Consider the following 22454-nt stretch of genomic DNA (forward strand, 5'->3'; position numbering starts at 1 on the left):
GCCGCGCCGGGCCGCCCCAAGCAAGGCCCGACCCTCTCGGAGGGTCGATCGCCGTACTCGGCGAGCGGGGTGCGGACATCCCCCGGGCCGCCGCGCCGGGCCGCCCCAAGCAAGGCCCGACCCCTCCTGGAGGGGTGGCCGGCGTACCCGCCGGCCGGGGTGCCGACATCAGCATTCGATGATGTTGACGGCGAGACCGCCGCGGGCGGTTTCCTTGTACTTCGTCTTCATGTCGGCGCCGGTCTCCCACATGGTCTTGATGACCTTGTCGAGGCTCACATGGTGGGTGCCGTCGCCGCGCAGAGCCATGCGGGCGGCGTTGATGGCCTTCACCGACGCAATGGCGTTGCGCTCGATGCACGGGATCTGCACCAGCCCCCCGACCGGGTCGCAGGTGAGCCCCAGGTGGTGCTCCATGCCGATCTCTGCGGCGTTCTCGGCCTGGGCGGGGGAGCCGCCCATCACCGCGGCCAGCGCGCCGGCGGCCATGGAGCAGGCCACGCCGACCTCGCCCTGGCAGCCCACCTCCGCGCCGGAGATGGATGCGTTTTCCTTGTAGAGGATGCCGATCGCGCCGGCGGTGAGCAGGTAGTCGATGACACCCTGGTCGGTGGCGCCCGGCACGAAGCGGGCGTAGTAGTGCAGCACCGCCGGGATGATGCCGGCCGCGCCGTTGGTGGGCGCGGTGACCACCCGGCCGCCGGCGGCGTTTTCCTCGTTGACCGCCAGCGCGTAGAGATTCACCCAGTCCATCACCTGCAGCGGATCGCGCAGTGCCGCCTCGGGGTTGGCGGTGAGGTCCCGGTAGAGATTCGCCGCCCGACGCTTGACCTTGAAACCGCCGGGCAGCACACCTTCGGTGCGGCAGCCGCGAGCCACGCAGTCCTGCATCACACGCCAGATCTTCAGCAGGCCGGCGTCGATCTCGGCATCGCTGCGCCAGTGCCGCTCGTTGCGCCGCATGATCTCGGCGATGGAGCACTGCTCGCGCGCGGTGAGCGCCAGCAGCTCGGCACCGGTCTTGAAGGGAAAGGGCAGCACGGTGGCGTCGGGCGCGATCACCTTCTGCTTCTCGCCGTCGGCCGCCACCTCGTCGCTCACCACGAAGCCGCCGCCCACCGAGTAGTACACCCGCGACTGCAGCTCGTTGCCCTGCGCATCGAAGGCGGCGAAGCGCATGCCGTTGGCATGGAAGGGCAGGGTCTGGCGGCGCAGGAACAGCAGGTCGGCGGCTTCGTCGAAGGCCAGCTCATGGCGGCCGAGCAATGAGAGCCGATGCTGCTGCCGGATGGCATCGAGCGCCCCGGGAATGGCTTCGACATCCACCGTGTCGGGCTCATGGCCGGCCAACCCCAGCAGCACGGCCTTGTCGCTGCCGTGACCCTTGCCGGTGGCGCCGAGCGAGCCATACAGCTCGCACAGCACCCGCGCGGTACGGGGCAGCAGGCCTTCATGCTCGAGCCGCAGCGCGAAGAGGCGCGCGGCGCGCATCGGGCCCACGGTGTGCGAGCTGCTCGGCCCGATGCCGATCTTGAACAGGTCGAAGACGGAAACAGCCATGACGGGAAGACCTCGGTTCGGGGTGGGGGTTCAGCGCACGGCGGCGATCAGCGCCTCGCGCACCTGGTGCTGCACCTCCGGCCGCACCAGCGCATCGACGTGCTCGCCTTCGTCGACGCCGATCCAGCGCTTGGGCTCGGGGGCCGCCGCGAAGATGCGCTCCCCGTGGTGCTGCGGCACGACGATGTCGCGGCTGCCGTGCACCACCAGCAGCGGCACCTTGAGCCGCGCAGCCGCGGCGATGGGGTCGTCCTTGTCGCCCGGCAGCGTGGGAATGAGCAAGGGCCCCAGCACACCGATCGGGCCGATGTGCTCGAGCGCCTCGCGGGCGATGCCGCGATAGCTGCTGAAGGCCGAATCGATGACGAGCAGGCGGATGCCGGCGGCGTCCTGCGCCACGGCGCGCAGCGCGGTGGCCCCGCCCAGGCTCTGGCCGATGACGACCAGCCGCTGCGGGTCCACGCCCGGCAGCGTGCGCAGGTGCTTCAGTGCAGCCAGCGTGTCCGCCACCACGCCGGCCAGGCTGTGCGCGCCGTTCGACTGCCCATAGCCGCGGTAGTCGAAGGTCAGCAGGTTGAAGCCGGCATCCGGCAGCCAGGCCACCAGCGGCAGGTGGTTGCTGATGTTGGCCGCATTGCCGTGCACGTGCAGCACGGTGCCGACCGCGGGGCCGCGCGCCGGCATCCACCAGGCATGCAGCGTGGAGCCGTCCGGCCCCGGTATGTGCAGGTCCTGCGACTGCAGGCCATGGGCCTGCGGCGTGGTGTAGACCACCTTGTCGGGGTAGAAGAAATAGCGCTCGGTGAAGCTTGCGAACATGTCGCCTCCACAGGCCGTCAGAGCGCCCGCGGCGAGCGCGGCGGCAAGGAGCAGGAGGACCCGCCGCGGCGCATGCACCTCACGCCCCGCAAGCCTTCCGGATGTCGGCTGCGAACGCGTCCACCGCCTCTGGCGTGGTGTCCCAGGCGCACATCAGCCGGCAGCCGCCGCCTGCGATGAAGTCGTAGAACTTCCAGCCCTGCGCATGCAGCGTGTCGATGGCCGGCCGCGGCAGGAAGGCGAACACCGCATTGGCCTGCGGAGGGTGCATCACCCGCACGCCGGGCACGCCGGCGATGCGCTCGTGCAGGCGCTGCGCCATCGCGTTGGCATGGCGCGCGTTGCGCAGCCACACGTCGTTCTCGAGCATGCCGATCCAGGGCGCCGAGATGAAGCGCATCTTCGAAGCCAGCTGCCCGGCCTGCTTGACGCGGTAGGCGAAGTCTTCGCTGAGCGCGCGGTCGAAGAACACCACCGCCTCGCCCACCGGCAGGCCGTTCTTGGTGCCGCCGAAGCACAGCACGTCCACGCCGGCACGCCAGGTGATGTCGCTCGGGTGGCAGCCGAGCGCCGCCACTGCGTTCGCGAAGCGGGCGCCGTCCATGTGCACTCTGAGCTGGCGGCGCTTGGCGATGGCCGAGATGGCCCGCACCTCTTCGACGGTGTAGAGCGTGCCCAGCTCGGTGGCCTGGGTGAGGCTCACCACCTTGGGCTTGGGGTAGTGGATGTCGTCGCGCTTGGTGACCAGCTGCTCCACCGCGTCGGGCGTGAGCTTGCCGAGCCTGGCGGCGTCGCTGGCGCCTTCGGCCACCAGCAGCTTGGAGCCGTTGGAGAAGAACTCCGGGCCGCCGCACTCGTCGGTCTCGATGTGGGCGACGGTCGTGCAGATCACAGAGTGGTAGCTCTGGCACAGCGAGGCCAGCGCCAGCGAGTTCGCGGCCGTGCCGTTGAAGACGAAGTAGACGTCGCAGTCGGTCTGGAACAGCTCGCGCAGCCGGTCCGAGACGCGCTGGGTCCATTCGTCTTCACCGTAGCCCGGCTGGTGGCCGCTGGCGTTGGCCTCGAGGAACCAGTGCAGGGCCTCGGGGCAGATGCCCGCATAGTTGTCACTCGCGAAGTGCTCAGTCATGACGACCCCTCGACGGGTGGAATACACCCGCCGCTCCCCCGAGGGGAGGCGGGCCTTACTTGGGGCGGCCCGGCGCGGCGGCCCGCATGACGACCCCTCGGCGGGTGGAATACACCCGCCGCTCCCCCGAGGGGAGGCGGGCCTTGCTTGGGGCGGCCCGGCGCGGCGGCCCGCTTGGCTTCGAGCGACTTCACTGGTAGTCGGCCACGGGTACGCAGGCGCAGAACAGGTTGCGGTCCCCATACACGTTGTCCACCCGGCCCACCGGCGACCAGTACTTCTGCCGGCGCAGCGAGGCCACCGGGTAGGCCGCCGCCTCTCGCGAATACGCATGCGGCCATTCGGCCTTGAGCAGCGCCTCGGCGGTGTGCGGTGCGTTCTTCAGCGGGTTGTCGTCCTTCGGCCACGAGCCTTGCTCCACCAGCCGGATCTCCTCGCGGATGGCGATCATCGCGTCGCAGAAGCGGTCGAGCTCGAAGCGCGATTCGCTTTCGGTGGGCTCCACCATCAAGGTGCCGGGCACCGGGAAGCTCAGCGTGGGCGCATGGAAGCCGTAGTCGATCAGGCGCTTGGCCACGTCTTCGGCGGTGACGCCGCAGCTGTCCTTCAGCGGGCGCAGGTCGAGGATGCATTCGTGTGCCACGCCGCCGCCCTTGATGCCGGCCACGTTGCCGCTGAAGTGGATGTCGTAGTGGTCCGACAGCCGCGCGGCGACGTAGTTGGCCGACAGGATGGCGGTCTCGGTGGCAGCCTGCAGGCCGTCGGCGCCCATCATGCGCACGTACATCCAGCTGATCGGCAGCACCGCGGCATTGCCCAGCGGCGCCGCGCTCACCGCACCGATCTGCCGTTCGGCGCCGATGCCGGCCGCGCGGTGCGCCGGCAGGTAGGGCACCAGGTCGGCCACCACGCACACCGGGCCCACGCCCGGGCCGCCGCCGCCGTGCGGGATGCAGAAGGTCTTGTGCAGGTTGAGGTGGCTCACGTCGCCGCCGAACTCGCCCGGCGCCGCCACGCCCACCAGCGCGTTCATGTTGGCGCCGTCCACGTAGACGCGGCCGCCATGGCTGTGCACCAGCGCGCAGAGCTCCTTCACGTGCGTGTCGAACACGCCGTAGGTGGAGGGGTAGGTGATCATCACGCAGCTCAGCTTGTCGCCGTGCAGCTCGCACTTGGCCTTGAGGTCGGCCAGGTCGACGTTGCCTTCCTCGTCGCACTTGGTCACCACCACCTGCATGCCGGCCATTTGCGCACTGGCGGGGTTGGTGCCGTGCGCCGACTCGGGAATGAGGCAGATGTTGCGCTGGCCCTGGCCGCGGGCCTCGTGGTAGGCCTTGATGATCAGGAGGCCGGCGTATTCGCCCTGCGAGCCGGCGTTGGGCTGCAGGCTGATGCCGGCATAGCCGGTCGCCTGGCACAGCCAGGCCTGCAGCTGGCGGTCGAGCGCCTCGTAGCCGGCCAGCTGCTCGCGCGGCGCGAACGGGTGCACATGCGCGAACTCGGGCCAGGTGATCGGGATCATCTCGCTGGTCGCGTTGAGCTTCATCGTGCACGAGCCCAGCGGGATCATGCTGCGGTCGAGCGCGAGGTCCTTGTCCGACAGGCTGCGGATGTAGCGCAGCATCTCGGTCTCGGAATGGTGTGTGTTGAACACCGGGTGGGAGAGGTAGGCGCTGGTGCGCTTGAGCTCGGTGGGCAGCAGCGGCGTCACGCCCTTTTCGTAGGCCGCCCAGGCCGGCAGCGGCTTGCCGTCGGCGAACAGCGTCCACAGCGCTTCGAGGTCGGCGCGGGTGGTGGTCTCGTCGAGCGAGATGCCCACGCGGCCGTTGCCGGCGTCGCGCAGGTTGCGGCCGGTGTCGCGGGCGGCCTGCAGGCGCATGGCGGCCTGCGCGCCGCAATCGACCAGCACCGTGTCGAAGGCGGTTTCATTGGCGACCTTCGCGCCCAGCCGGGTGAGGCCGTCGGCCAGCACGGCCGCATAGCTCGCCACCCGCTGCGCAATGCGCTTGAGCCCCTGCGGGCCGTGGTAGACGGCATACATGCTGGCCACCACCGCCGGCAGCACCTGCGCCGTGCAGATGTTGGACGTGGCCTTCTCGCGGCGGATGTGCTGCTCGCGGGTCTGCAGCGCCAGGCGGTAGGCCGGGTTGCCATGCACGTCGACGCTCACGCCGACCAGGCGGCCGGGCAGCTGGCGCTTGAACTCGTCGCGGCAGGCCATGTAGGCGGCGTGCGGGCCGCCGTTGCCCATGGGCATGCCGAAGCGCTGGGTGGTGCCCACCGCGATGTCGGCGCCCAGTTCGCCGGGCGAGGTGAGCAGCGTGAGCGCGAGCAGGTCGGCTGCCACGATGGCCGCGCCGCCCCGGGCATGCACCGCCTCGATGACGGGCTTCAGGTTGCGCACCACGCCATCGACGCCCGGGTACTGCAGCAGCGCGCCGAAGTGGTCGCCGGAGCCGGCCTGTTCGGCGGGGCCGGTGACCACGCTGATGCCCAGCGGCAGGGCCCGGGTGCGCACCACCTCCAGGGTCTGCGGCAGCACGTCGTCGGCCACGAAGAAGCTCGTGCTCCTGCTCTTGCCCGCACGGGCGGCCAGCGTCATGGCTTCGGCGGCCGAGGTGGCCTCGTCGAGCATGGATGCGTTGGCGATGGCCAGGCCGGTGAGGTCGGCCACCATGGTCTGGAAGTTGACCAGCGCTTCCATGCGGCCCTGCGAGATCTCGGCCTGGTAGGGCGTGTACGCGGTGTACCAGGCGGGGTTCTCGAGGATGTTGCGCAGGATGACGCCCGGCGTCAGGGTGCCGAAGTAGCCCTGGCCGATGTGGCTCTTGAACACCTTGTTCTTCGACGCGATGGCGCGCAGCTCGGCCAGCGCCTCGGCTTCGCCGACGGCCGGCGGCAGCTGCATCGCCTGGCCGCGCGCGATGCTGCGCGGCACGATGGCTTCGATCATGGCGCGGCGGGAGGCCGCGCCGATCACGCTGAGCATGTGCTGCTCGTCGGCGGCATCGACGCCGATGTGGCGTGCCACGAATTCGGAAGGGTTCTCGAGCGCGCCCAGCGGCGCAGCGGAAGACATGAGCATGGCGTGTGTACTGCGAGGTGTTGAACGGGGGAGACTTCCTTCAGCAGCTGCGGGCCGCCGCGCCGGGTCGCCCCAAGCAAGGCCCGCCTCCCCTCGGGGGAGCGGCCGGCGTACCCGCCGGCCGAGGGGCTGTCATCTACCCCTTGGCGAGCAGCGCGTCGTAGGCCGGCGCGTCCATGAGCTCGTCGAATTCGGCCATGTTGCTGATCTTGATCTTGAAGAACCAGCCTTCGCCCAGCGGGTCGCTGTTGGCCAGGGCCGGATCGGAGCGCAGGGCCTCGTTCACCTCGACCACTTCGCCGCTCACCGGGCTGTAGATGTCGGCGGCGGCCTTCACCGATTCGACGACGCCGGCCACTTCGCCCTTCCTGTAGCTCTTGCCGACCTCGGGCAGGTCCACGAACACCACGTCACCGAGCGCGTCCTGCGCATGGTGGGTGATGCCGACGACAGCGGCGTCGTGGTCTTCGATGTTGATCCATTCGTGGTCGGCGGTGAATTTCGTGGTCATCGGTAGGCTCCTTGGTGATCGGTCGGTTCGGCGAGCGGAAAGCGGGCGGGGCGGTCAGCCGCGGTGGTAGCGGTGCGGCGCGAAGGGCAGGGGGGTCACGCGCATCGGCTGGCGCTTGTTGCGCACCTCGGCATAGACCTCATGGCTGGGCAGCGCGTGGTTGGCGGCCAGGTAGGCCATCGCGATCGGCTGGTTGACGGTGGGCGCCAGCGTGCCGCTGGTCACGTGGCCGAGCTTGCGGCCCTGCGCGTCGACCAGCGGGGCGCCTTCGCGCACCGGCACGCGCTCGAGGCCCAGCAAGCCCACCCGCTTCATGGTGGGGCCGGTGGCGAGCTGGCCTTCGATGGCCGCGGCGCCTGGGTAGTGGCCGGCCCGTGCGCCGCCGGGGCGACGCACCTTCTGGATGGCCCAGGTGAGGCCGGCCTCGACCGGCGTGGTGGTCTCGTTGATGTCGTGGCCGTACAGGCACAGGCCGGCTTCCAGGCGCAGCGTGTCGCGTGCGCCCAGCCCGGCGGGCTTGACCTCCGGCTGCGAGAGCAGCGCCTTGGCCAGCGCCACCGAAGCTTCGGCGGGCACCGAGATCTCGAAGCCGTCCTCGCCGGTGTAGCCCGAGCGGGTGACGAAACACTCGACGCCGTTGATGATGAAGCTGCCGCCGGTCATGAAGGTGAGCGCGGTCACTTCGGGGCTCAGCCGTGCCAGCGCGGTGACGGCCTTGGGGCCCTGCAGCGCCAGCAGGGCGCGGTCGGGCAGCGGCACGATGTTGCAGCGGTGGCCGATGTGCGTGACCAGGTGCCGGGTGTCGGCTTCCTTGCAGGCGGCGTTGACCACCACGAACAGGTCGTTCGAGCGGCGGGTGATCATCAGGTCGTCGAGGATGCCGCCGTTGGCATTGGTGAAGAAGGCATAGCGCTGCTTGCCCACGGCGAGGTCGATCACGTCCACCGGCACCAGCGTTTCGAGCGCCTTCGCGGCGTCGTCGCCCACCAGGCGCAGCTGGCCCATGTGCGACACGTCGAACAGGGCGGCCGACTCGCGGCAGTGCCGGTGCTCGGCGATGATCCCGCCGGGGTAGTTGACCGGCATGTCGTAGCCGCCGAACTCGACCATCTTGGCGCCGAGTTCGAGGTGCAATGCGTGCAGCGGTGTCTTGAGCAGTTCGGCGGACATGTGGGGCTCCGAGGGCAGGTTTCACAACACCAGTGGCTGGTGATCGATCTTGCCCTCTCTGTCCGCTTTACCTGAGAGATTGGCGGGCCTGGCTATGCCGGTGTCCGCTTGCCCCTTCGGTGGGTGGGCTCCAGGGCCGACCTCTCTCCAGCGAGGAACGCCCCTTCGAGGGGCGTGTGCCAGTCCTTTTGCCTGAGCGTTCGGGGCGGGGCCCCTGCGCCTTCGGCGGCTTCACGGGGAAGCTCTCTCCTGGCCTGGCGAGTGTACTTCAGGCTCCAGCGACAAAGGCAGCCGAAGCTGCCTTTGTGAGCGTCGCGGCCGCGGTCACATGCCGGAATAGTTCGGCCCGCCGCCGCCCTCGGGCGTGACCCAGACGATGTTCTGCATCGGGTCCTTGATGTCGCAGGTCTTGCAGTGCACGCAGTTCTGCGCGTTGATCTGCAGGCGCTCGGTGTTGTCGTCGTTCTTGACGAACTCGTACACGCCGGCCGGGCAGTAGCGGCTCTCGGGCCCGGCGAACTTGCCCAGGTTCACCTGCACCGGGATCGCCGCGTTCTTGAGCGTCAGGTGCGCGGGCTGGTTCTCTTCATGGTTGGTGTTGCTGATGAACACCGAAGACAGGCGGTCGAAGGTGATCTTGCCGTCCGGCTTGGGGTAGCTGATCGGCTGGCATTCGGCCGCCGGCCTGAGGCTTTCGTTGTCGCGCCTGGTGGTGTGCAGCGTCCACGGCGGGCTGGCGACGCCCAGCTTGGGCAGCAGCCATTGCTCGATGCCGGTCATCAGCTGGCCGGCGAGCTTGCCCTTCTTGAACCACAGCTTGAAGTTGCGCGACTGCTGCAGCTCCTCGTTGAGCCAGCTCTTCCCGAAGGCCTCGGGATAGGCTGAAAGCTCGTCGTGCGCGCGGCCTGCGGCCAGTGCGGGCGCCAGCGCCTCGGCACACAGCATGCCGCTCTTGATGGCCGCGTGGCTGCCCTTGATGCGCGCCGCGTTCAGGTAGCCGGCATCGCAGCCGATCAGCGCGCCGCCGGGGAACACCGTCCTGGGCAGTGCCTGGGGCGTGCCGTTGTTGATGGCCCGCGCGCCGTAGCCGATTCGCTTGCCGCCTTCGATGTGCGCCCGGATGGCGGGGTGCGCCTTCCAGCGCTGCATCTCCTCGAACGGGCTCATGTAGGGGTTCTGGTAGTCGAGCCCGACCACGAAGCCCAGCGTGACCTTGTTGCCCTCGAGGTGGTAGAGGAAGCCGCCGCCGAAGGTGTCGTCGGTCATCGGCCAGCCGGCGGTGTGCACCACGAGGCCGGGCCTGGCCTTGTCGGCCGGGATCTCCCACAGCTCCTTCACGCCGATGGCGAAGCTCTGCGGGTCCCTGCCTTCGGCGAGGTTGAACTTCGCGAGCAGCTGCTTGCCCAGGTGGCCGCGCGCGCCCTCGGCAAAGATCGTGTACTTGCCCAGCAGCTCCATGCCGAGCTGGAAGCTGTCGGTGGGCTCACCGTCCTTGCCGATGCCCATGTTGCCGGTGGCCACGCCCTTCACGCGGCCCTGCTCGTCGTACAGCACCTCGGCCGCGGCAAAGCCGGGGAAGATCTCGACGCCCAGTCCTTCGGCCTGCTGGGCCATCCACTTGACCACGTTGGACAGCGAGATGACGTAGCAGCCGTCGTTGTGGAAGTTGCGCGGCACCAGCCAGTCGGGCGTGCGCCGGCTGCCGGTCTCAGAGAGGAACAGCACGTCGTCGCCGGTGACCGGCTGGTTCAGCGGCGCGCCAAGTTCCTTCCAGTTCGGGAAGAGCTCGTTGATCGCGCGGGGGTCCATCACCGCACCCGACAGGATGTGCGCGCCCGGCTCCGAACCCTTCTCGAGCACCACCACGGAGATGTCGGCGTTGAGCTGCTTGAGGCGGATCGCGGTGGCGAGGCCGGCGGGTCCGGCGCCGACGATCACCACGTCGTATTCCATGGCCTCTCGCGGGCCGTACTGCTCCAGGATCTCCTGTGGCGTCATGTGTCTTCCTCGGGGGTTTTGGATTCAGGGCTGCGCGCGATTCTAAGCGTCGCCCGCGCAGAAAAGAACGGTCGTTCTATTTTGTCGCTAGTGTCGTATCACTAGCGCATCCGCGCTGTCCGAGCCGTGACATGGGAGGCGCAAACTCGCGTGCTATCGTCGCCGCGAACCAGAAGTGCCGCGAGGAGCATTCCATGAGTTACAGCATCGACCTTTCCGGCCGCGTGGCCCTGATCACCGGCGCATCGAGCGGCCTGGGCGCGCAGTTTGCCCGCACGCTGGCCAGGTCCGGCGCGGCTGTCGTGCTGGCCGGCCGCCGCGTGGAGCGCCTGAAGACGCTGCGTTCCGAGATCGAAGGCAACGGCGGCGATGCGCACGTCGTCGGCCTCGACGTGACCGACGTGACCAGCATCCGCTCGGCCGTGGCGCATGCAGAAACCGAAGTCGGCCCGCTCGACATCCTCATCAACAACTCGGGCGTGAGCACCACGCAGAAGCTGGTGGACGTGAGCGAGGAAGACTACGACTACGTGATGGACACCAACACCAAGGGTGCCTTCTTCGTGGCGCAGGAGGTGGGCAAGCGCATGCTGGCGCGTGCCAAGGGCGCTGCGCCCGGCACCTTCACCGGCGGGCGCATCGTCAACATCGCGTCGATGGCTGGCCTGCGCGTGCTCGGCCAGATCGGCGTGTACGCGATGAGCAAGGCCGCGGTGGTGCACATGACGCGCGCAATGGCGCTCGAGTGGGGCCGCTACGGCATCAACGTGAACGCCGTCTGCCCGGGCTACATCGACACCGAGATCAACCACCACCACTGGGAAACCGAACAGGGCCGCAAGCTGGTCGAGATGCTGCCGCGCCGCCGGCTCGGCCAGCCGAAGGACCTCGATGCGCTGATCGTGATGCTGTGCGCCAACGAGAGCCACTTCGTCAACGGCGCGGTGATCCAGGCCGACGACGGTTTCGGCGTGTGAGCGCAGCTCAGCGCAGCACGATGACCTGCAGCGTCGCCTTCATGGCGCGCTCGTAGAGTTCGTCGGTCGGCACACGGGCGGCCGGGCCTTCGGCGGGCGCCGCCGCGAAGAGGCCAGGCAGTTCGGCCTGAAGCGCCGACACCGGCAGCAGCCCGCCGCCGGCGGAACTCAGCCCGACCAGCCGGCCGGCGGTGTCGAACACCGGCCCGCCCGGCAGAGCATTCGACGGGAGCTCGATGCCCAGGCGCCGCTGTCCGCTGGCCGCGTCGAGGTTGCCCAGGAAGCCTGGGCGCAGCCAGGGCCAGGCCGGGGAGGCTTCGTCATGCCCGGTGTAGGCGACGGCATAGCCCGGTGAGCCGGGAAAGGCGTCACGAGCGACGGCCTTGAGCGCGGGTGCGTCTTCTGCAGCGCCTTGCAGCGTCACCAGCACCAGCGGCAGGCTTCCGAGGCGCTGCTGCAAGCGGGCCGGCCACGTGCGGCCCGAGCCGTTGCGCAGCCACACCTGCTGCACGCCTTCCATGGCCCAGGCCGGCACCACGGCGCGGCGGCCGTCGTCCACCAGCACGCCGCTGGCCACCAGCCGGGCCGCTCCGGGCACGGACTCGCCGGCGGGGTACGGCGCGAGCCGGGCCGGTGCGGCCAGCATCGTGCGGGTCACCTGAGGCGCCGACGAGCCGAGCTGGCTTTCCACTTCGGCGAGCAGGGCGTCCTGGGGCAGGCGTTCGCGGGCCTGCTGCAGCAGGCGCTGGCCGAACTCGCGCTGGCCGCTCATGTGCAGCAGCCACGCATACAGCGCGGTGCCGACCGACTTGTCGCGATGCGCGCCGGCGGTGTGCGAGGCGAAGGCCAGTGCGCGGCGGAACTCGCCGTTCTGCAGGTAGCTGCGCACCAGGCCGGCCTCGATGTCGGCCGCGTGTTCGGAATTCGCCGCACGGTCGAAGCCCTGCGCGGCCTCGACGGCGCGGCCCTGCGAGAGCTGCGTCTCGGCGGTGGCGATCCAGTCGCGCAGTGCCGCCGAGCGTTCGCCGAGCGGCAGGCCCTGGGAGGCCGCCGTGGCGGTCGCCGCGGCGGCGAGCAGTGTGGCGGCGGTTCGCTTCACGGCAGGCGCGTGATGCGCGGCTTGCCCAGCGCCGGCGCGTTGGGGTCGTAGGCCGGGAAGCCGGGCCGCTTGAAGCCGGCCAGGTAGGCGGTGAGCGCATCGATGTCCTGCGCGCCGCCCAGCGGGTTGGTGCCGCCTTGGAGCACCTTGAAGCCGTCGCCGCCGGTGGCAAGGAAGTTGTTCACCGTGACCCGGTAGGTCCTGGCCGGCTGCAGCACCGTGCCCAGCGTGTCGACGATCTGGTCGACCACCGCGCCGTTGGTGTTGACCAGGCGTACGTCGGTGATGCGCGCATCGCAGCCCTTGGTGGCGTCCCAGGTGTACTTGAATCCGGCCGAAGGGATCAGGATCCGCGTGTTGCCCTGTTCGCGGCAGCCGGCGAACTGCTGCTCGAGCAGGTGCTTGAGGTCCTGCGCGGTGAGGGTGAGCGTCACCAGGCTGTTGCCGAAGGGCTGGGCGGTGAAGGCCTCGCCGTAGGTGATGTTGCCGTCGCCTTCACCGGCCGGGCTGGACGGGAAGGTGAAGCCGGGGTTGCGGACACCGCCCGGGTTCATGAAGGCGATCACCGCCCCGCCGAAGCTCGAAGGCGCGGTGGCTGCCAGCTGCGCATCGGCGATCAGCTCGCCGGCAGGCATGTTGCCGGCGGCGTCGGCCGAGTTGGGCAGCGCCGTGGTGATGGAGCCGATCACCTGGTTGGCGATCGGCGACACCAGGGTGTTGTAGTTGTCGACCAGGTTGCGCACCGACGGGTCGGCGGCGATGGCGGTGTTGATCTCGGGGTCGGTGCGGTCGACCAGGCGGTTGGTGGCATTCACCGCCACGATGTCGCGGCGCTTCGGATCGATGGTCACGTCGATGTCGGTGAGCACGCGGCCGAAGGCGCTGGCGCTGGTCACCGGAATGAGACGGCCGCGGGCGTTGGGCAGGCCGGTGGGCCGCGGCGTGCTGGTCACCACGCCGTTCACCGACTTCACGTCCAGCGTGCCGGCCGAGCAGTTGTAGGCGGCATGGGTATGGCCGCTGACGACCAGGTCCACCTCGTCGTGCAGCCGCGAAACCATCTTGGCGATGTCGGAGTTGGCGAGGTTGCCGTCGCAGCCGTTGATGTCCGACAGCCCGGCGGACTGGAAGCCGCCCTGGTGCACCAGCACCACGATGGCTTCGACGCCCTGGCGCTTCAGCCGGGGCACCAGCGCATTCACCGTGTCGGCCTCGTCGCGGAACTCGAGGCCGGCCACGCCGGTGGGCGTGACGATGTTGGGCGTGGCCTTGAGCGTCATGCCGATGAAGGCGATCTTGACGCCCTTGAACGACTTGATGCCATAGGGCTTGAGCAGCGGCCGGCCGGTGGCGGTGGAAACGACGTTGGCCGACAGCCACTTGAACTTCGCGCCTTCGAACGGCACCGGGGTGCCGACCAATGCCCCCTTGCAGCTGTTGGGGTCCACCGCGCCGCTGGTGATCTTGCAGCCGCCGTTCTGCAGCCGCAGCAGCTCGGCCGAGCCTTTGTCGAACTCGTGGTTGCCCACCGCGTTGAAGTCGAGGCCGATGCGGTTGAGCGTCTCGACCGAGGGCTCGTCGAAGAACAGCGCCGAGACGAGCGGCGAGGCGCCGATGAAGTCGCCCGCGCCGACCACCACGTTGTGGCGGTTCTGGCGCTTGAGCCGCGCCACGTAGGCGGCCAGGTAGTCGGCGCCGCCGACTGCCGGGCGCTGGGCGGCCGCGATGGAAGTGTTCTGGCCGAAGGTGCCGGGAGACTGCAGGTTCCCGTGGTAGTCGTTGAAGCCGATGATCTTCACGGTGAAGGGCTTCTTGTGGGGATCCCACCAGCCCCAGCCATGGCCGTGGCGAGCATCGGCCGCGGCTTCGGCATCGGGCAGTTCCCATCCTTCAGGGTCGGCTTGCTGCCAGCGGCCGTTGTCGGCCGAGGGCGGCGTGGCGCAGGCCAGCGTGGTGAGCGACAGCGCCAGCACACCGGCCAGCAGCGAACGTTGTTGCTTCATCGTGTGTCTCCCGTGGGCGCTCGAACGAGCGCGAACGGCCGCGACGTTGGCACGCGGCCGCGACAGCCGTGTGACGGCCGGGGGCTGTGCTAGGGTGCGCCCCCGATGACAACGCCGCGCACGGACGTCCTCCATCAGCAATTCGCGGGCCAGAGCCTGCGCCGGGCGGCGCTCGGCGCCCTGGCCGCCGCCTGCTTCGTCGGTGGCATCCTCCTGTCCATGCGCGCCCATCGGTGACGCCCACACCCACCCCGACAACGACACACACCATGAGAAGCCTGACTCCGCTCGAAGCCCGCGTGGTTTCGGTGCTGTTCGAGAAGCAGCACACCGTGCCCGACTCCTATCCGCTGTCGCTCAATACGCTGGTGCTGGGCGTGAACCAGAAGACCGCCCGCGACCCGGTGATGAACGTGAGCGAGCCCGAAGTGCTGGGCGCGCTCGACGAGCTGCGGGCCTTGAGCCTGGTGGTCGAGGTGAGCGGCAGCCGGGTGGCGCGCTATGAGCACAACATGCAGCGGGTGGTGGGCGTGCCCAGCCAGTCGGCGGCGCTGCTGTCGGTGCTGATGCTGCGCGGCCCGCAGACGGCGGCCGAGCTGCGGCAGAACAGCGAGCGGCTGCACCGCTTTGCCGACATCTCGTCGGTGGAGGCCTTCCTGAACGAGCTGGCCGAGGACTCGCCGCCCAAGGTGGTGAAGCTGCCGCGTGCGCCGGGTGTGCGCGAGGCGCGCTGGGCGCACCTGCTGTGCGGTGAGGTGGACGTGCCTGCCGAGTCGGCAGCCGGTGCCGATGCGCCCGTGGCGCCGTCGGAGCTGGCGGCGCTGCGCCGCGAGCAGCAGCGACTGGGCGACGAGGTGGCGCGCCTGGCCGCGCTGGTGGATCGGCTGTATGCCGAACTCGGCGTGGCCAGGCCCGAGGGCGAAGCATGAAGCCGGACAAGCCGGCTCCCGCCAGCCACCGCGCCTGGGTGCGCGAGGCGGTGCGCCGCATCGACGCCGACTTCCAGCGCTCCAGCGACACGCACCTGATCCCGGTCGCGCTGCCCGGCTTTGCCGGCATCTCGCTGTACCTGAAGGACGAGTCCAGCCACCCCACTGGCAGCCTGAAGCACCGCCTGGCGCGGTCGCTCTTCCTGCATGCGCTGTGCAACGGCTGGCTGCACGAGCACAGCACGGTGGTCGAGGCGTCGAGCGGCTCCACCGCCATTTCGGAAGCGTATTTCTCGCGGCTGCTGGGGCTGGCCTTCGTGGCGGTGATGCCGCGTTCCACCTCGGCCGAGAAGATCGCCGCCATCGAATTCCAGGGCGGGCGCTGCCACCTGGTGGACGACCCGACGACGATCTATGCCGAATCGCAGCGGCTGGCCGACGAACTGGGCGGCCACTACATGGACCAGTTCACCTACGCCGAGCGGGCGACCGACTGGCGCGCCAACAACAACATCGCCGAATCCATCTTTGCGCAGATGCGGCTGGAGCCGTTTCCGGTGCCGGCCTGGCTGGTGTCGAGCGCGGGCACCGGGGGCACGCTCGCCACGCTCGGCCGCTACGTGCGCTACTGCCGGCACGAAACCCTGGTGTGCGGCGCCGACGCCGAGCGCTCGGTGTTCTTCGACCACTACCTGGCCCGCGACGCCGGGCTGCGCATCGAGCAGGGCTCGCGCATCGAAGGCATCGGTCGCCCGCGGGTCGAGGCGTCCTTCATTCCCGACGTGCTCGATGCGATGGTGAAGGTGCCCGACCTGTGGTCGCTGGGCGCCATGCATGCCCTGAGCCGGCGCCTCGGCCGCCCGGTCGGCGGCTCCACCGGCACCAACCTGGTGGCGGCGCTCGCCTGTGCACGGCAGATGCGCGAGCGCGCCGAGTCCGGCGCCATCGTGGCCCTGCTGTGCGACGGCGGGCAGCGATACAGCCGTACCTATCACGATGCCGCATGGCTGCAGGCGCAGGGCCTGGCCTGCGAGCATGAAGCTGCCGCGGTCGATGCGTGGCTCTCCCACGGCCAGGTGCCGGCAGCCCTGCTGGCCGCCTGGCGGCTGGCGGGCGACCTTTCCTAGGGCCTGTTAACGCTATTTGGAGCCTCACGCTTGGATCCCTGGGGGCGCAGGCCTAGTCCGCCTGCACCGGCCGCAGGGCCTCGAAGAACTGCCGCGTCGCGGCACTCCAGGAAAACTGCTCGGCATGCCGCCGCACCGCGTCGCGCGGCAGCTGCAGCGCCCGCATGCAGGCTGCGCCCAGGTCGCGGTCCAGCACGCCACCGCCCGACCGGCCCACCACGTCGATCGGCCCCGGCACCGGAAAGGCCGCCACCGGCGTGCCGCAGGCCATGGACTCGACCATCACCAGGCCGAAGGTGTCGGTGACGCTGGGGAAGACCATCACGTCGGCCGAGCGGTACAGGCGCGCGAGCTCGGCGCCGTCGAGCACGCCGAACCAGCGCACCCCGGGGTAGCGGGCTTCGAGCCGCACGCGCTCGGGGCCTTCGCCGGCCACCCACTTCTCGCCGGGCAGGTCGAGCTTCAGGAAGGCGTCGACCTGCTTTTCGACCGCCAGCCGGCCGACGTACAGGAACACCGGTTCGCCGTTCCGGCGCGGCAGGCGTTCGCCATCGGCGCGGAACATCGCCAGGTCGACGCCGCGCGACCACAGCCGAGCGCGTTCGAAGCCGCGGGCCTTCAGGTCGTCGACGATGGCCGGCGTGGGTGCCAGCGTCGCGGCGGCCGCATTGTGAAAGCGGCGCAGCAGTGCATAGCTCCAGCTCACCGGCAGGCGGAAACGGGCATGCACGTACTCGGGAAAGCGGCTGTGGTAGGCGGTGGTGAATTGCCAGCCGCGGCGCATCGCGATGCGCCGCACGCCCCAGCCGAGCGGGCCTTCGGTGGCGATGTGCAGGCGGTCCGGTGCAATGGCATCGATGCGGCGCTCCAGCTCGCGGCGGGTGGTGAGCGCGAGGTGGATCTCCGGGTAGGTGGGGCAGGGCATCGAGCGAAAGCCCTGCGGCGAGAGCACCTCCACCGCATGGCCGGCGGCTTCGAGCTCGCGGCGCGTCATCTTCAGTGTTCGCACGACACCGTTGACCTGCGGCTCCCAGGCGTCGGTCACGATGAGGATCTTCATGCATTCTCCTGCTGCGCCTTGGCGGCTTCGAAACGATGGGGGCGCCGGGTCCGGTGGTGGGCCGACGCGATGACGGCCATGGCCGCGGCCACGGCGAGGCCGAAGCTCCACACCAGCAGCACCAACGGCACATCGGCCGCCAGCAGCGCTGCATACAGGCCGAGCATCAGCAGCACGCTCAGGTTCTCGTTGAAGTTCTGCACCGCGATCGAGCGGCCGGCGCTCAGCAGCGCATGGCCGCGGTGCTGCAGCAGCGCGTTCATCGGCACCACGAAGAAGCCGGCGCAGCCGCCCACCAGGACCAGCAGCGGCCAGGTGCTGTGCACGCTGCTGAGCGCGGTGATGCCGGGCACCAGCAGCCCCATCGCCACGCCCAGCGGCAGCACGGCGGGCGCCTGGCGCAGCGGCACCGTGCGGCCGGCCAGCCAGGCGCCCGCGGTGATGCCTACCGCGGTGACGCCCTGCAGGTAGGCCGCCTCCTCGAGCGGCAGCGCCAGCTCTTCGGTGGCCCAGCGCAGCACCACGAACTGCAGGGTCGCCCCCACGCCCCAGAAGAGCGTGGTGACGGCCAGCGAGGTGCGGCCGGGCGCATCGCGCCACAGCGCGAGGTTGTCGCGCCAGAAGTGGCGCAGCAGCGGCCCGACGGCATAGCTTGCGCGGGCGTAACGCGCGCCGCTATCGGGAATGCGGGTGTTGAGTCCGGCGGCCAGTGCATACAGCGCGAGCACGCCCAGCAGGGCCGGCAGCAGGCCGGCGGTGCTGCCGGCCACCGGACCGACGAGCACACCGCCCAGCACGATGCCCAGCACGATGGAGCACACCGTGCTCACCTCGATCCAGCCGTTGGCGGCCACCAGCTGGCGCGGTGTCACCAGCTCGGTGACCAGCCCGTACTTGGCAGGCGAGTAGATGGCCGCGCCGGTGCCGACGATCGCGAACGCCGCCAGCGGCTGCAGTCCTGCGATCAGCAGCAGCGCCCCGCCGGCCTTGATGCCGTTGGCCACCAGCATGACGCGTCCCTTGCGCCAGCCGTCGGCCAGCGGTCCGGCCAGCGGTGCCAGCACCACGTAGGCGATGGTGAAGAAGAGCTTGAGCAGCGGCACCCACCACGCGGGGGCGGCCAGTTCATGCAGGCGGGCGATGGTGACGATGAGCAGCGCGTTGTCGGCGAGGCCCGAGACGAACTGCGCAGCGATGAGGAAGTAGAAGCCGCGGGTCAAGTGGCATGCCTCGCATGCGGCCGGGGAGTCGGCGCCCGCGATTCAATGACACGCAGGTTGAAGGCTTGTGACAGGACGTGGCGGTCGTCGCGAAAATCGCGCTTCAGCCGGCCACGAGCTTCTGTACCAGCTCCGGCGTGGTGGCCGCGCCGTACTTGCGCAGCAGCCGGGCCCGGTAGATGTCCACCGTGCGGTGGCTCACGCCCAGCACCTGGCCGATCTGCTTGCTGGTGCGCCCCTCGATGAGCAGGGCGGCCACCTCGCGCTCGCGGCCGGTGAGCCCGGCGCGGGCAGGCGTGGTGAGCGGCCTGCGGGAGGAGAGGTCCTCGAAGCTCCAGATGCCGGCGTCGTGTGGCGACTCCGGGTTGAGCGCGCGGCCGGTCACATGGCACCAGAACAGCTCGCCGGTGGGGTCGAAGGGCGAGCGCTTCATGATGCGGTCGTCGGCATACCGGCCGTCGCGGTTGAGCTGCAGCACGATACGCTTGCCGGTGCGCTCGAACTCGTCGGCGCTCGGGTAGAGCACCTGGAACGACTGGCCCACGAGCAGCTCGCGGTGGGTGCGGAACATGTCGGCCACGGCCAGGTTGCAGTCCACGATGGCACGCTGCCGCGAGATCACCAGGCCCACTGGGGCGAGCTCGAAGGCGATCCGGTAGTCGGTTTCCATGCAGGGGTTTCCTTAGGCGATTCTACGTATCGGCATACGTAGTACGCTGCGGCCCCAGGTTCCACCATCGACATCGAAGGAGACGTCGCCATGAACAAGGTCTACCCGAGCGCCGCAGAGGCGCTGGCGGGCATCGTGAAGGACGGGCAGCTGATGGCCGTGGGCGGCTTCGGGCTGTGCGGCATTCCCGAGGCTCTGATCGACGCGCTCAAGGACTCGGGCGTCAAGAACCTCACCGTGATCTCCAACAACGCCGGCGTCGACGGCTTCGGCCTCGGCAAGCTGCTGGAGACGCGTCAGATCAAGAAGATGATCTCCAGCTACGTGGGCGAGAACAAGGAGTTCGAGCGCCAGTACCTCGCCGGTGAGCTGGAACTCGAATTCACGCCGCAGGGCACGCTGGCCGAGAAGCTGCGCGCCGGCGGCGCCGGCATCCCGGCCTTCTTCACCCGCACCGGCGTGGGCACCATCGTGGCCGAAGGCAAGGAAACCCGCGAGTTCGACGGCCACGCCTACGTGATGGAGCGCTCGCTGGTGCCCGAGGTGTCGCTGGTCAAGGCGCACACGGCCGACAAGAGCGGCAACCTCGTGTTCCGCCGCACCGCGCGCAACTTCAACCCGGCGGTGGCCATGGCCGGCAAGATCACCGTCGTCGAGGTGGAGCACCTGGTTGAAACCGGCGAACTCGACCCCGACGCGGTCCACCTGCCCGGGATCTACGTGCACCGCATCGTGGTGAATGCCCATCCCGAGAAGCGCATCGAGAAGCGCACGACCCGCCCGGCCTAAGGAGACACACATGCCCTGGACCCAAGATCAGATGGCCGCCAAGGCGGCTTCCGAGCTGAAAGACGGCTACTACGTCAACCTCGGCATCGGCATTCCCACCCTGGTGGCCAACTTCGTGCCGCCCGACGTCGAGGTGTGGCTGCAAAGCGAAAACGGCATGCTGGGCATCGGCCCGTTCCCGACCGAGGACGAAGTCGACGCCGACCTCATCAACGCCGGCAAGCAGACCGTCACCACCATCGCCGGCACCAGCATCTTCGGCTCGCACGACAGCTTCGCCATGATCCGCGGCGGCAAGATCAACCTGGCCATCCTGGGCGCCATGCAGGTGAGCGAGAAGGGCGACCTCGCCAACTGGATGATCCCCGGCAAGATGGTCAAGGGCATGGGCGGCGCCATGGACCTGGTGGGCGGCGTGCCCCGCGTGCTGGTCGTGATGGAACACGTGGCCAGGAAGAAGGACGGCACCACCGACCTGAAGATCCTGCCCAAGTGCACGCTGCCGCTCACCGGCGTGGGGGTGGTGAACCGCATCATCACCGACCTCGCAGTGATGGACGTCACGCCGCAGGGCCTGAAACTGGCGGAGCTGGCGCCCGAGGTGACCCGCGAGGAAGTGCAGTCCAAGACCGGGGTGACGCTGATCTGAGCGCCTGACCTCCTGAACGAAGCGGCCCGCGGATCGCGGGCCGTTTCATTTGCGGTGGGCGTCGGCAGGCGCCGTCTGCCAGCGGCCGTCGAGCAGCAGCTCGTGCGGCTGGAACTGGGCCTTGTAGGCCATCTTGTGGCTCTGCTCGATCCAGTAGCCGAGGTACACGTGCGGCAGCTTCAGCGCCCGCGTCTGCTCGATCTGCCAGAGGATGTTGTAGGTGCCGTAGCTGCAGCCCGGATCCGGCTCGTAGAAGGTGTACACCGCCGACAGCCCGTCGTTCAGGATGTCGAGGATGGACACCATCTTCAGCGTGCCGAGCCCGCCGCCGGGCGGCGCCGGCTCGCGGAATTCGATGAGGCGCGAGTTGACGCGGCTTTGCAGCAGGAACTGGGTGTACTGGTCGATCGAGTCGTGGTCCATGCCGCCGCCCGCATGGCGGCCGGCCTGGTAGCGCAGGTAGAGCTGGTAGTGCTCGGGCACGAAACACAGCCGCAGCACCCGGGCCTGCAGCTGGCGATGCGCCTTCCAGGCGCGCCGCTGGCTGCGGCTGGGCTGGAAGCGGTCGACCGGCACGCGCAGCGGCACGCAGGCGCCGCAGCCGTCGCAATACGGCCGGTAGGTGAACATGCCGCTGCGGCGAAAGCCGTTGGACACGAGGCCCGAATAGGCGTCGGCGTGGATGAGGTGGCTGGGCGTGGCGACCTGCGAGCGCGCCATCCGGCCCGGCAGGTAGCTGCACGGGTAGGGCGCCGTTGCATAGAACTGCAGCGACGCGAGCGGAAGCTCCTTCGGATGAGTCACGTGTGCCGGCCCTTCACCGGGCTGGGGGCAGCGGCGAGGCGCGCGTCCAGCCCGGTCCATAGCGACGGATGATAGGTCCAATCATGCACCGGCTCGGCGGGCACGGCAGTCCCCAGGTGTTGTTCGAACGCCGCGCGTGAGATTTCCCGCGCGCCCAGCGACGCGAGGTGGCCGGTGTTCTGCTGGCAGTCGACGAGGGAAATGCCATGGGCCCGGCAGAAAGCCACCAGCGCGGCCAGCGCGATCTTGGAGGCGTCGGTGCGCAGCGAGAACATCGACTCGCCGAAGAACATGCGCCCCAGCGCCACCCCGTACAGCCCGCCGACCAGTTCGCCGCCGATCCAGGTCTCGAAGGAATGCGGGATGCCGCTGGTGGCATGCCAGGCCGAGTAGGCGTCGATCATCGCCGGCACGATCCAGGTGCCGTCCTGGCCGGCCCGGGGCACCCGGGCGCAGTGCTCCATCACCCGGCGGAAGTTGCCGTCGATGCGGACCTCGCTGCCCGGCGTGGCGATGAACCGCTGCAGCGTCTTGCGCAGCGAATGGCTGAGCTTGAAGTCGGCCACCGGCAGCACCATGCGCGGGTCGGGGCTCCACCACAGCACCGGCTGGCCCTCGCTGAACCACGGGAAGATGCCGCGCGAATACGCCATTTGCAGGCGCCGGGGCGTGAGCTCGCCCCCCGCAGCCAGCAGGCCGGGTGCCTCGCTGCGTGCGGGCAGGGCCCGGCGCGTGTCGGGGAAGGGGGTGTTGGCGTCGTGCAGCCAGGTGATCACGGAAGGCGGTGCGTCCGAAACGGTCCTGGCTGCATTTTGAGGGCGGCGCCCAAGAAAAAAGCCCGGTGCGAACACCGGG

At 69.6% G+C, this 22454-nt stretch carries 20 protein-coding genes and 2 riboswitches; of the genes, 6 read left to right on the forward strand and 14 right to left on the reverse strand.

The window, feature by feature from the left end; translation table 11 throughout:
• Window positions 1-168: 168 nt before the first annotated feature.
• The 7 genes from E8D38_RS22865 to E8D38_RS22895 all read right to left on the reverse strand — a co-directional run bounded on the left by E8D38_RS22865 (window position 169) and on the right by E8D38_RS22895 (window position 10272).
• Window positions 169-1560, reverse strand: coding sequence for an L-serine ammonia-lyase (locus E8D38_RS22865; protein ID WP_140635989.1), 1392 nt, complete (start codon window positions 1558-1560; stop codon window positions 169-171).
• Between the two features lie 30 nt (window positions 1561-1590).
• Window positions 1591-2379, reverse strand: a complete 789-nt coding sequence (locus E8D38_RS22870) for an alpha/beta hydrolase (protein WP_140635991.1) — start codon at window positions 2377-2379, stop codon at window positions 1591-1593.
• A 79-nt stretch (window positions 2380-2458) separates the two neighbouring features.
• A complete protein-coding gene (locus E8D38_RS22875) occupies window positions 2459-3508 on the reverse strand; it encodes a threonine aldolase family protein (protein ID WP_140635993.1) in 1050 nt (349 codons plus the stop codon).
• A 190-nt stretch (window positions 3509-3698) separates the two neighbouring features.
• Complete coding sequence (gene gcvP, locus E8D38_RS22880) at window positions 3699-6593, reverse strand: aminomethyl-transferring glycine dehydrogenase (protein ID WP_140635995.1); 2895 nt, start codon at window positions 6591-6593, stop codon at window positions 3699-3701.
• Between the two features lie 136 nt (window positions 6594-6729).
• Window positions 6730-7104, reverse strand: a complete 375-nt coding sequence (gene gcvH / locus E8D38_RS22885) for a glycine cleavage system protein GcvH (protein ID WP_140635997.1) — start codon at window positions 7102-7104, stop codon at window positions 6730-6732.
• Between the two features lie 54 nt (window positions 7105-7158).
• Window positions 7159-8274 (reverse strand): glycine cleavage system aminomethyltransferase GcvT, encoded by a 1116-nt coding sequence (gene gcvT / locus E8D38_RS22890; protein ID WP_140635999.1) that lies wholly within the window; start codon window positions 8272-8274, stop codon window positions 7159-7161.
• A 48-nt stretch (window positions 8275-8322) separates the two neighbouring features.
• Window positions 8323-8435: riboswitch (glycine riboswitch) on the reverse strand.
• Between the two features lie 17 nt (window positions 8436-8452).
• A riboswitch (glycine riboswitch) is annotated at window positions 8453-8528 on the reverse strand.
• 70 nt (window positions 8529-8598) lie between these two features.
• Entirely contained in the window at window positions 8599-10272 is a 1674-nt protein-coding gene (locus E8D38_RS22895) for an electron transfer flavoprotein-ubiquinone oxidoreductase (RefSeq protein ID WP_140636001.1), read from the reverse strand.
• 194 nt (window positions 10273-10466) lie between these two features.
• Between E8D38_RS22895 and E8D38_RS22900 the strand changes: the two genes are divergently transcribed.
• Window positions 10467-11249 (forward strand): SDR family oxidoreductase, encoded by a 783-nt coding sequence (locus E8D38_RS22900; protein WP_140636002.1) that lies wholly within the window; start codon window positions 10467-10469, stop codon window positions 11247-11249.
• Between the two features lie 7 nt (window positions 11250-11256).
• Here the strand turns inward: E8D38_RS22900 and E8D38_RS22905 are convergent, their stop codons facing one another.
• Both E8D38_RS22905 and E8D38_RS22910 read right to left on the reverse strand, forming a co-directional pair.
• A complete protein-coding gene (locus E8D38_RS22905; RefSeq protein WP_140636004.1) occupies window positions 11257-12348 on the reverse strand; it encodes a S1 family peptidase in 1092 nt (363 codons plus the stop codon).
• Complete coding sequence (locus E8D38_RS22910; protein ID WP_140636006.1) at window positions 12345-14351, reverse strand: bifunctional metallophosphatase/5'-nucleotidase; 2007 nt, start codon at window positions 14349-14351, stop codon at window positions 12345-12347. The genes E8D38_RS22905 and E8D38_RS22910 overlap by 4 nt, the downstream gene beginning before the upstream one ends.
• Window positions 14352-14456: 105 nt before the next feature.
• Between E8D38_RS22910 and E8D38_RS29385 the strand changes: the two genes are divergently transcribed.
• From E8D38_RS29385 to E8D38_RS22920, 3 genes are read left to right on the forward strand one after another with little or no spacing between them, the layout of a single operon-like run.
• A complete protein-coding gene (locus E8D38_RS29385) occupies window positions 14457-14588 on the forward strand; it encodes a hypothetical protein (RefSeq protein ID WP_281286148.1) in 132 nt (43 codons plus the stop codon).
• Window positions 14585-15280: a YceH family protein gene (locus tag E8D38_RS22915; protein WP_425462812.1), complete on the forward strand. Its 696-nt coding sequence runs from the start codon at window positions 14585-14587 to the stop codon at window positions 15278-15280. Before E8D38_RS29385 ends, E8D38_RS22915 begins: the two co-directional genes overlap by 4 nt.
• The gene (locus E8D38_RS22920) at window positions 15277-16407 is read left to right on the forward strand and encodes a PLP-dependent cysteine synthase family protein (RefSeq protein WP_140636010.1); all 1131 of its coding nucleotides are present in this window, start codon (window positions 15277-15279) and stop codon (window positions 16405-16407) included. The genes E8D38_RS22915 and E8D38_RS22920 overlap by 4 nt, the downstream gene beginning before the upstream one ends.
• A 52-nt stretch (window positions 16408-16459) precedes the next feature.
• On the opposite strand, the gene E8D38_RS22925 is transcribed toward E8D38_RS22920, so the two are convergent.
• The 3 genes from E8D38_RS22925 to E8D38_RS22935 form a co-directional block, all read right to left on the reverse strand.
• Window positions 16460-17467: a glycosyltransferase family 4 protein gene (locus E8D38_RS22925; protein WP_140636012.1), complete on the reverse strand. Its 1008-nt coding sequence runs from the start codon at window positions 17465-17467 to the stop codon at window positions 16460-16462.
• Window positions 17464-18687 carry a lysophospholipid transporter LplT gene (gene lplT / locus E8D38_RS22930; protein ID WP_140636014.1) on the reverse strand — a complete coding sequence of 408 codons (1224 nt, stop codon included), beginning with the start codon at window positions 18685-18687 and terminating at the stop codon, window positions 17464-17466. The genes E8D38_RS22925 and lplT overlap by 4 nt, the downstream gene beginning before the upstream one ends.
• Before the next feature lie 103 nt (window positions 18688-18790).
• Window positions 18791-19357, reverse strand: a complete 567-nt coding sequence (locus tag E8D38_RS22935; protein ID WP_140636016.1) for a PAS and helix-turn-helix domain-containing protein — start codon at window positions 19355-19357, stop codon at window positions 18791-18793.
• A gap of 90 nt (window positions 19358-19447) precedes the next feature.
• Between E8D38_RS22935 and E8D38_RS22940 the strand changes: the two genes are divergently transcribed.
• On the forward strand, window positions 19448-20146 hold the full coding sequence (locus tag E8D38_RS22940) for a CoA transferase subunit A (protein WP_140636018.1): 699 nt from the start codon (window positions 19448-19450) through the stop codon (window positions 20144-20146).
• 10 nt (window positions 20147-20156) lie between these two features.
• Window positions 20157-20795, forward strand: coding sequence for a 3-oxoacid CoA-transferase subunit B (locus E8D38_RS22945; protein WP_140636021.1), 639 nt, complete (start codon window positions 20157-20159; stop codon window positions 20793-20795).
• 45 nt (window positions 20796-20840) lie between these two features.
• Here the strand turns inward: E8D38_RS22945 and E8D38_RS22950 are convergent, their stop codons facing one another.
• Together E8D38_RS22950 and aat are read right to left on the reverse strand one after the other, a co-directional pair.
• Window positions 20841-21599, reverse strand: a complete 759-nt coding sequence (locus tag E8D38_RS22950) for an arginyltransferase (RefSeq protein ID WP_140636023.1) — start codon at window positions 21597-21599, stop codon at window positions 20841-20843.
• On the reverse strand, window positions 21596-22375 hold the full coding sequence (gene aat / locus E8D38_RS22955; protein ID WP_140636025.1) for a leucyl/phenylalanyl-tRNA--protein transferase: 780 nt from the start codon (window positions 22373-22375) through the stop codon (window positions 21596-21598). Before aat ends, E8D38_RS22950 begins: the two co-directional genes overlap by 4 nt.
• Window positions 22376-22454: the final 79 nt, after the last annotated feature.

It is taken from the genome of Methylibium rhizosphaerae, assembly GCF_006386545.1.
Lineage (GTDB): Bacteria > Pseudomonadota > Gammaproteobacteria > Burkholderiales > Burkholderiaceae_C > Pseudorivibacter > Pseudorivibacter rhizosphaerae.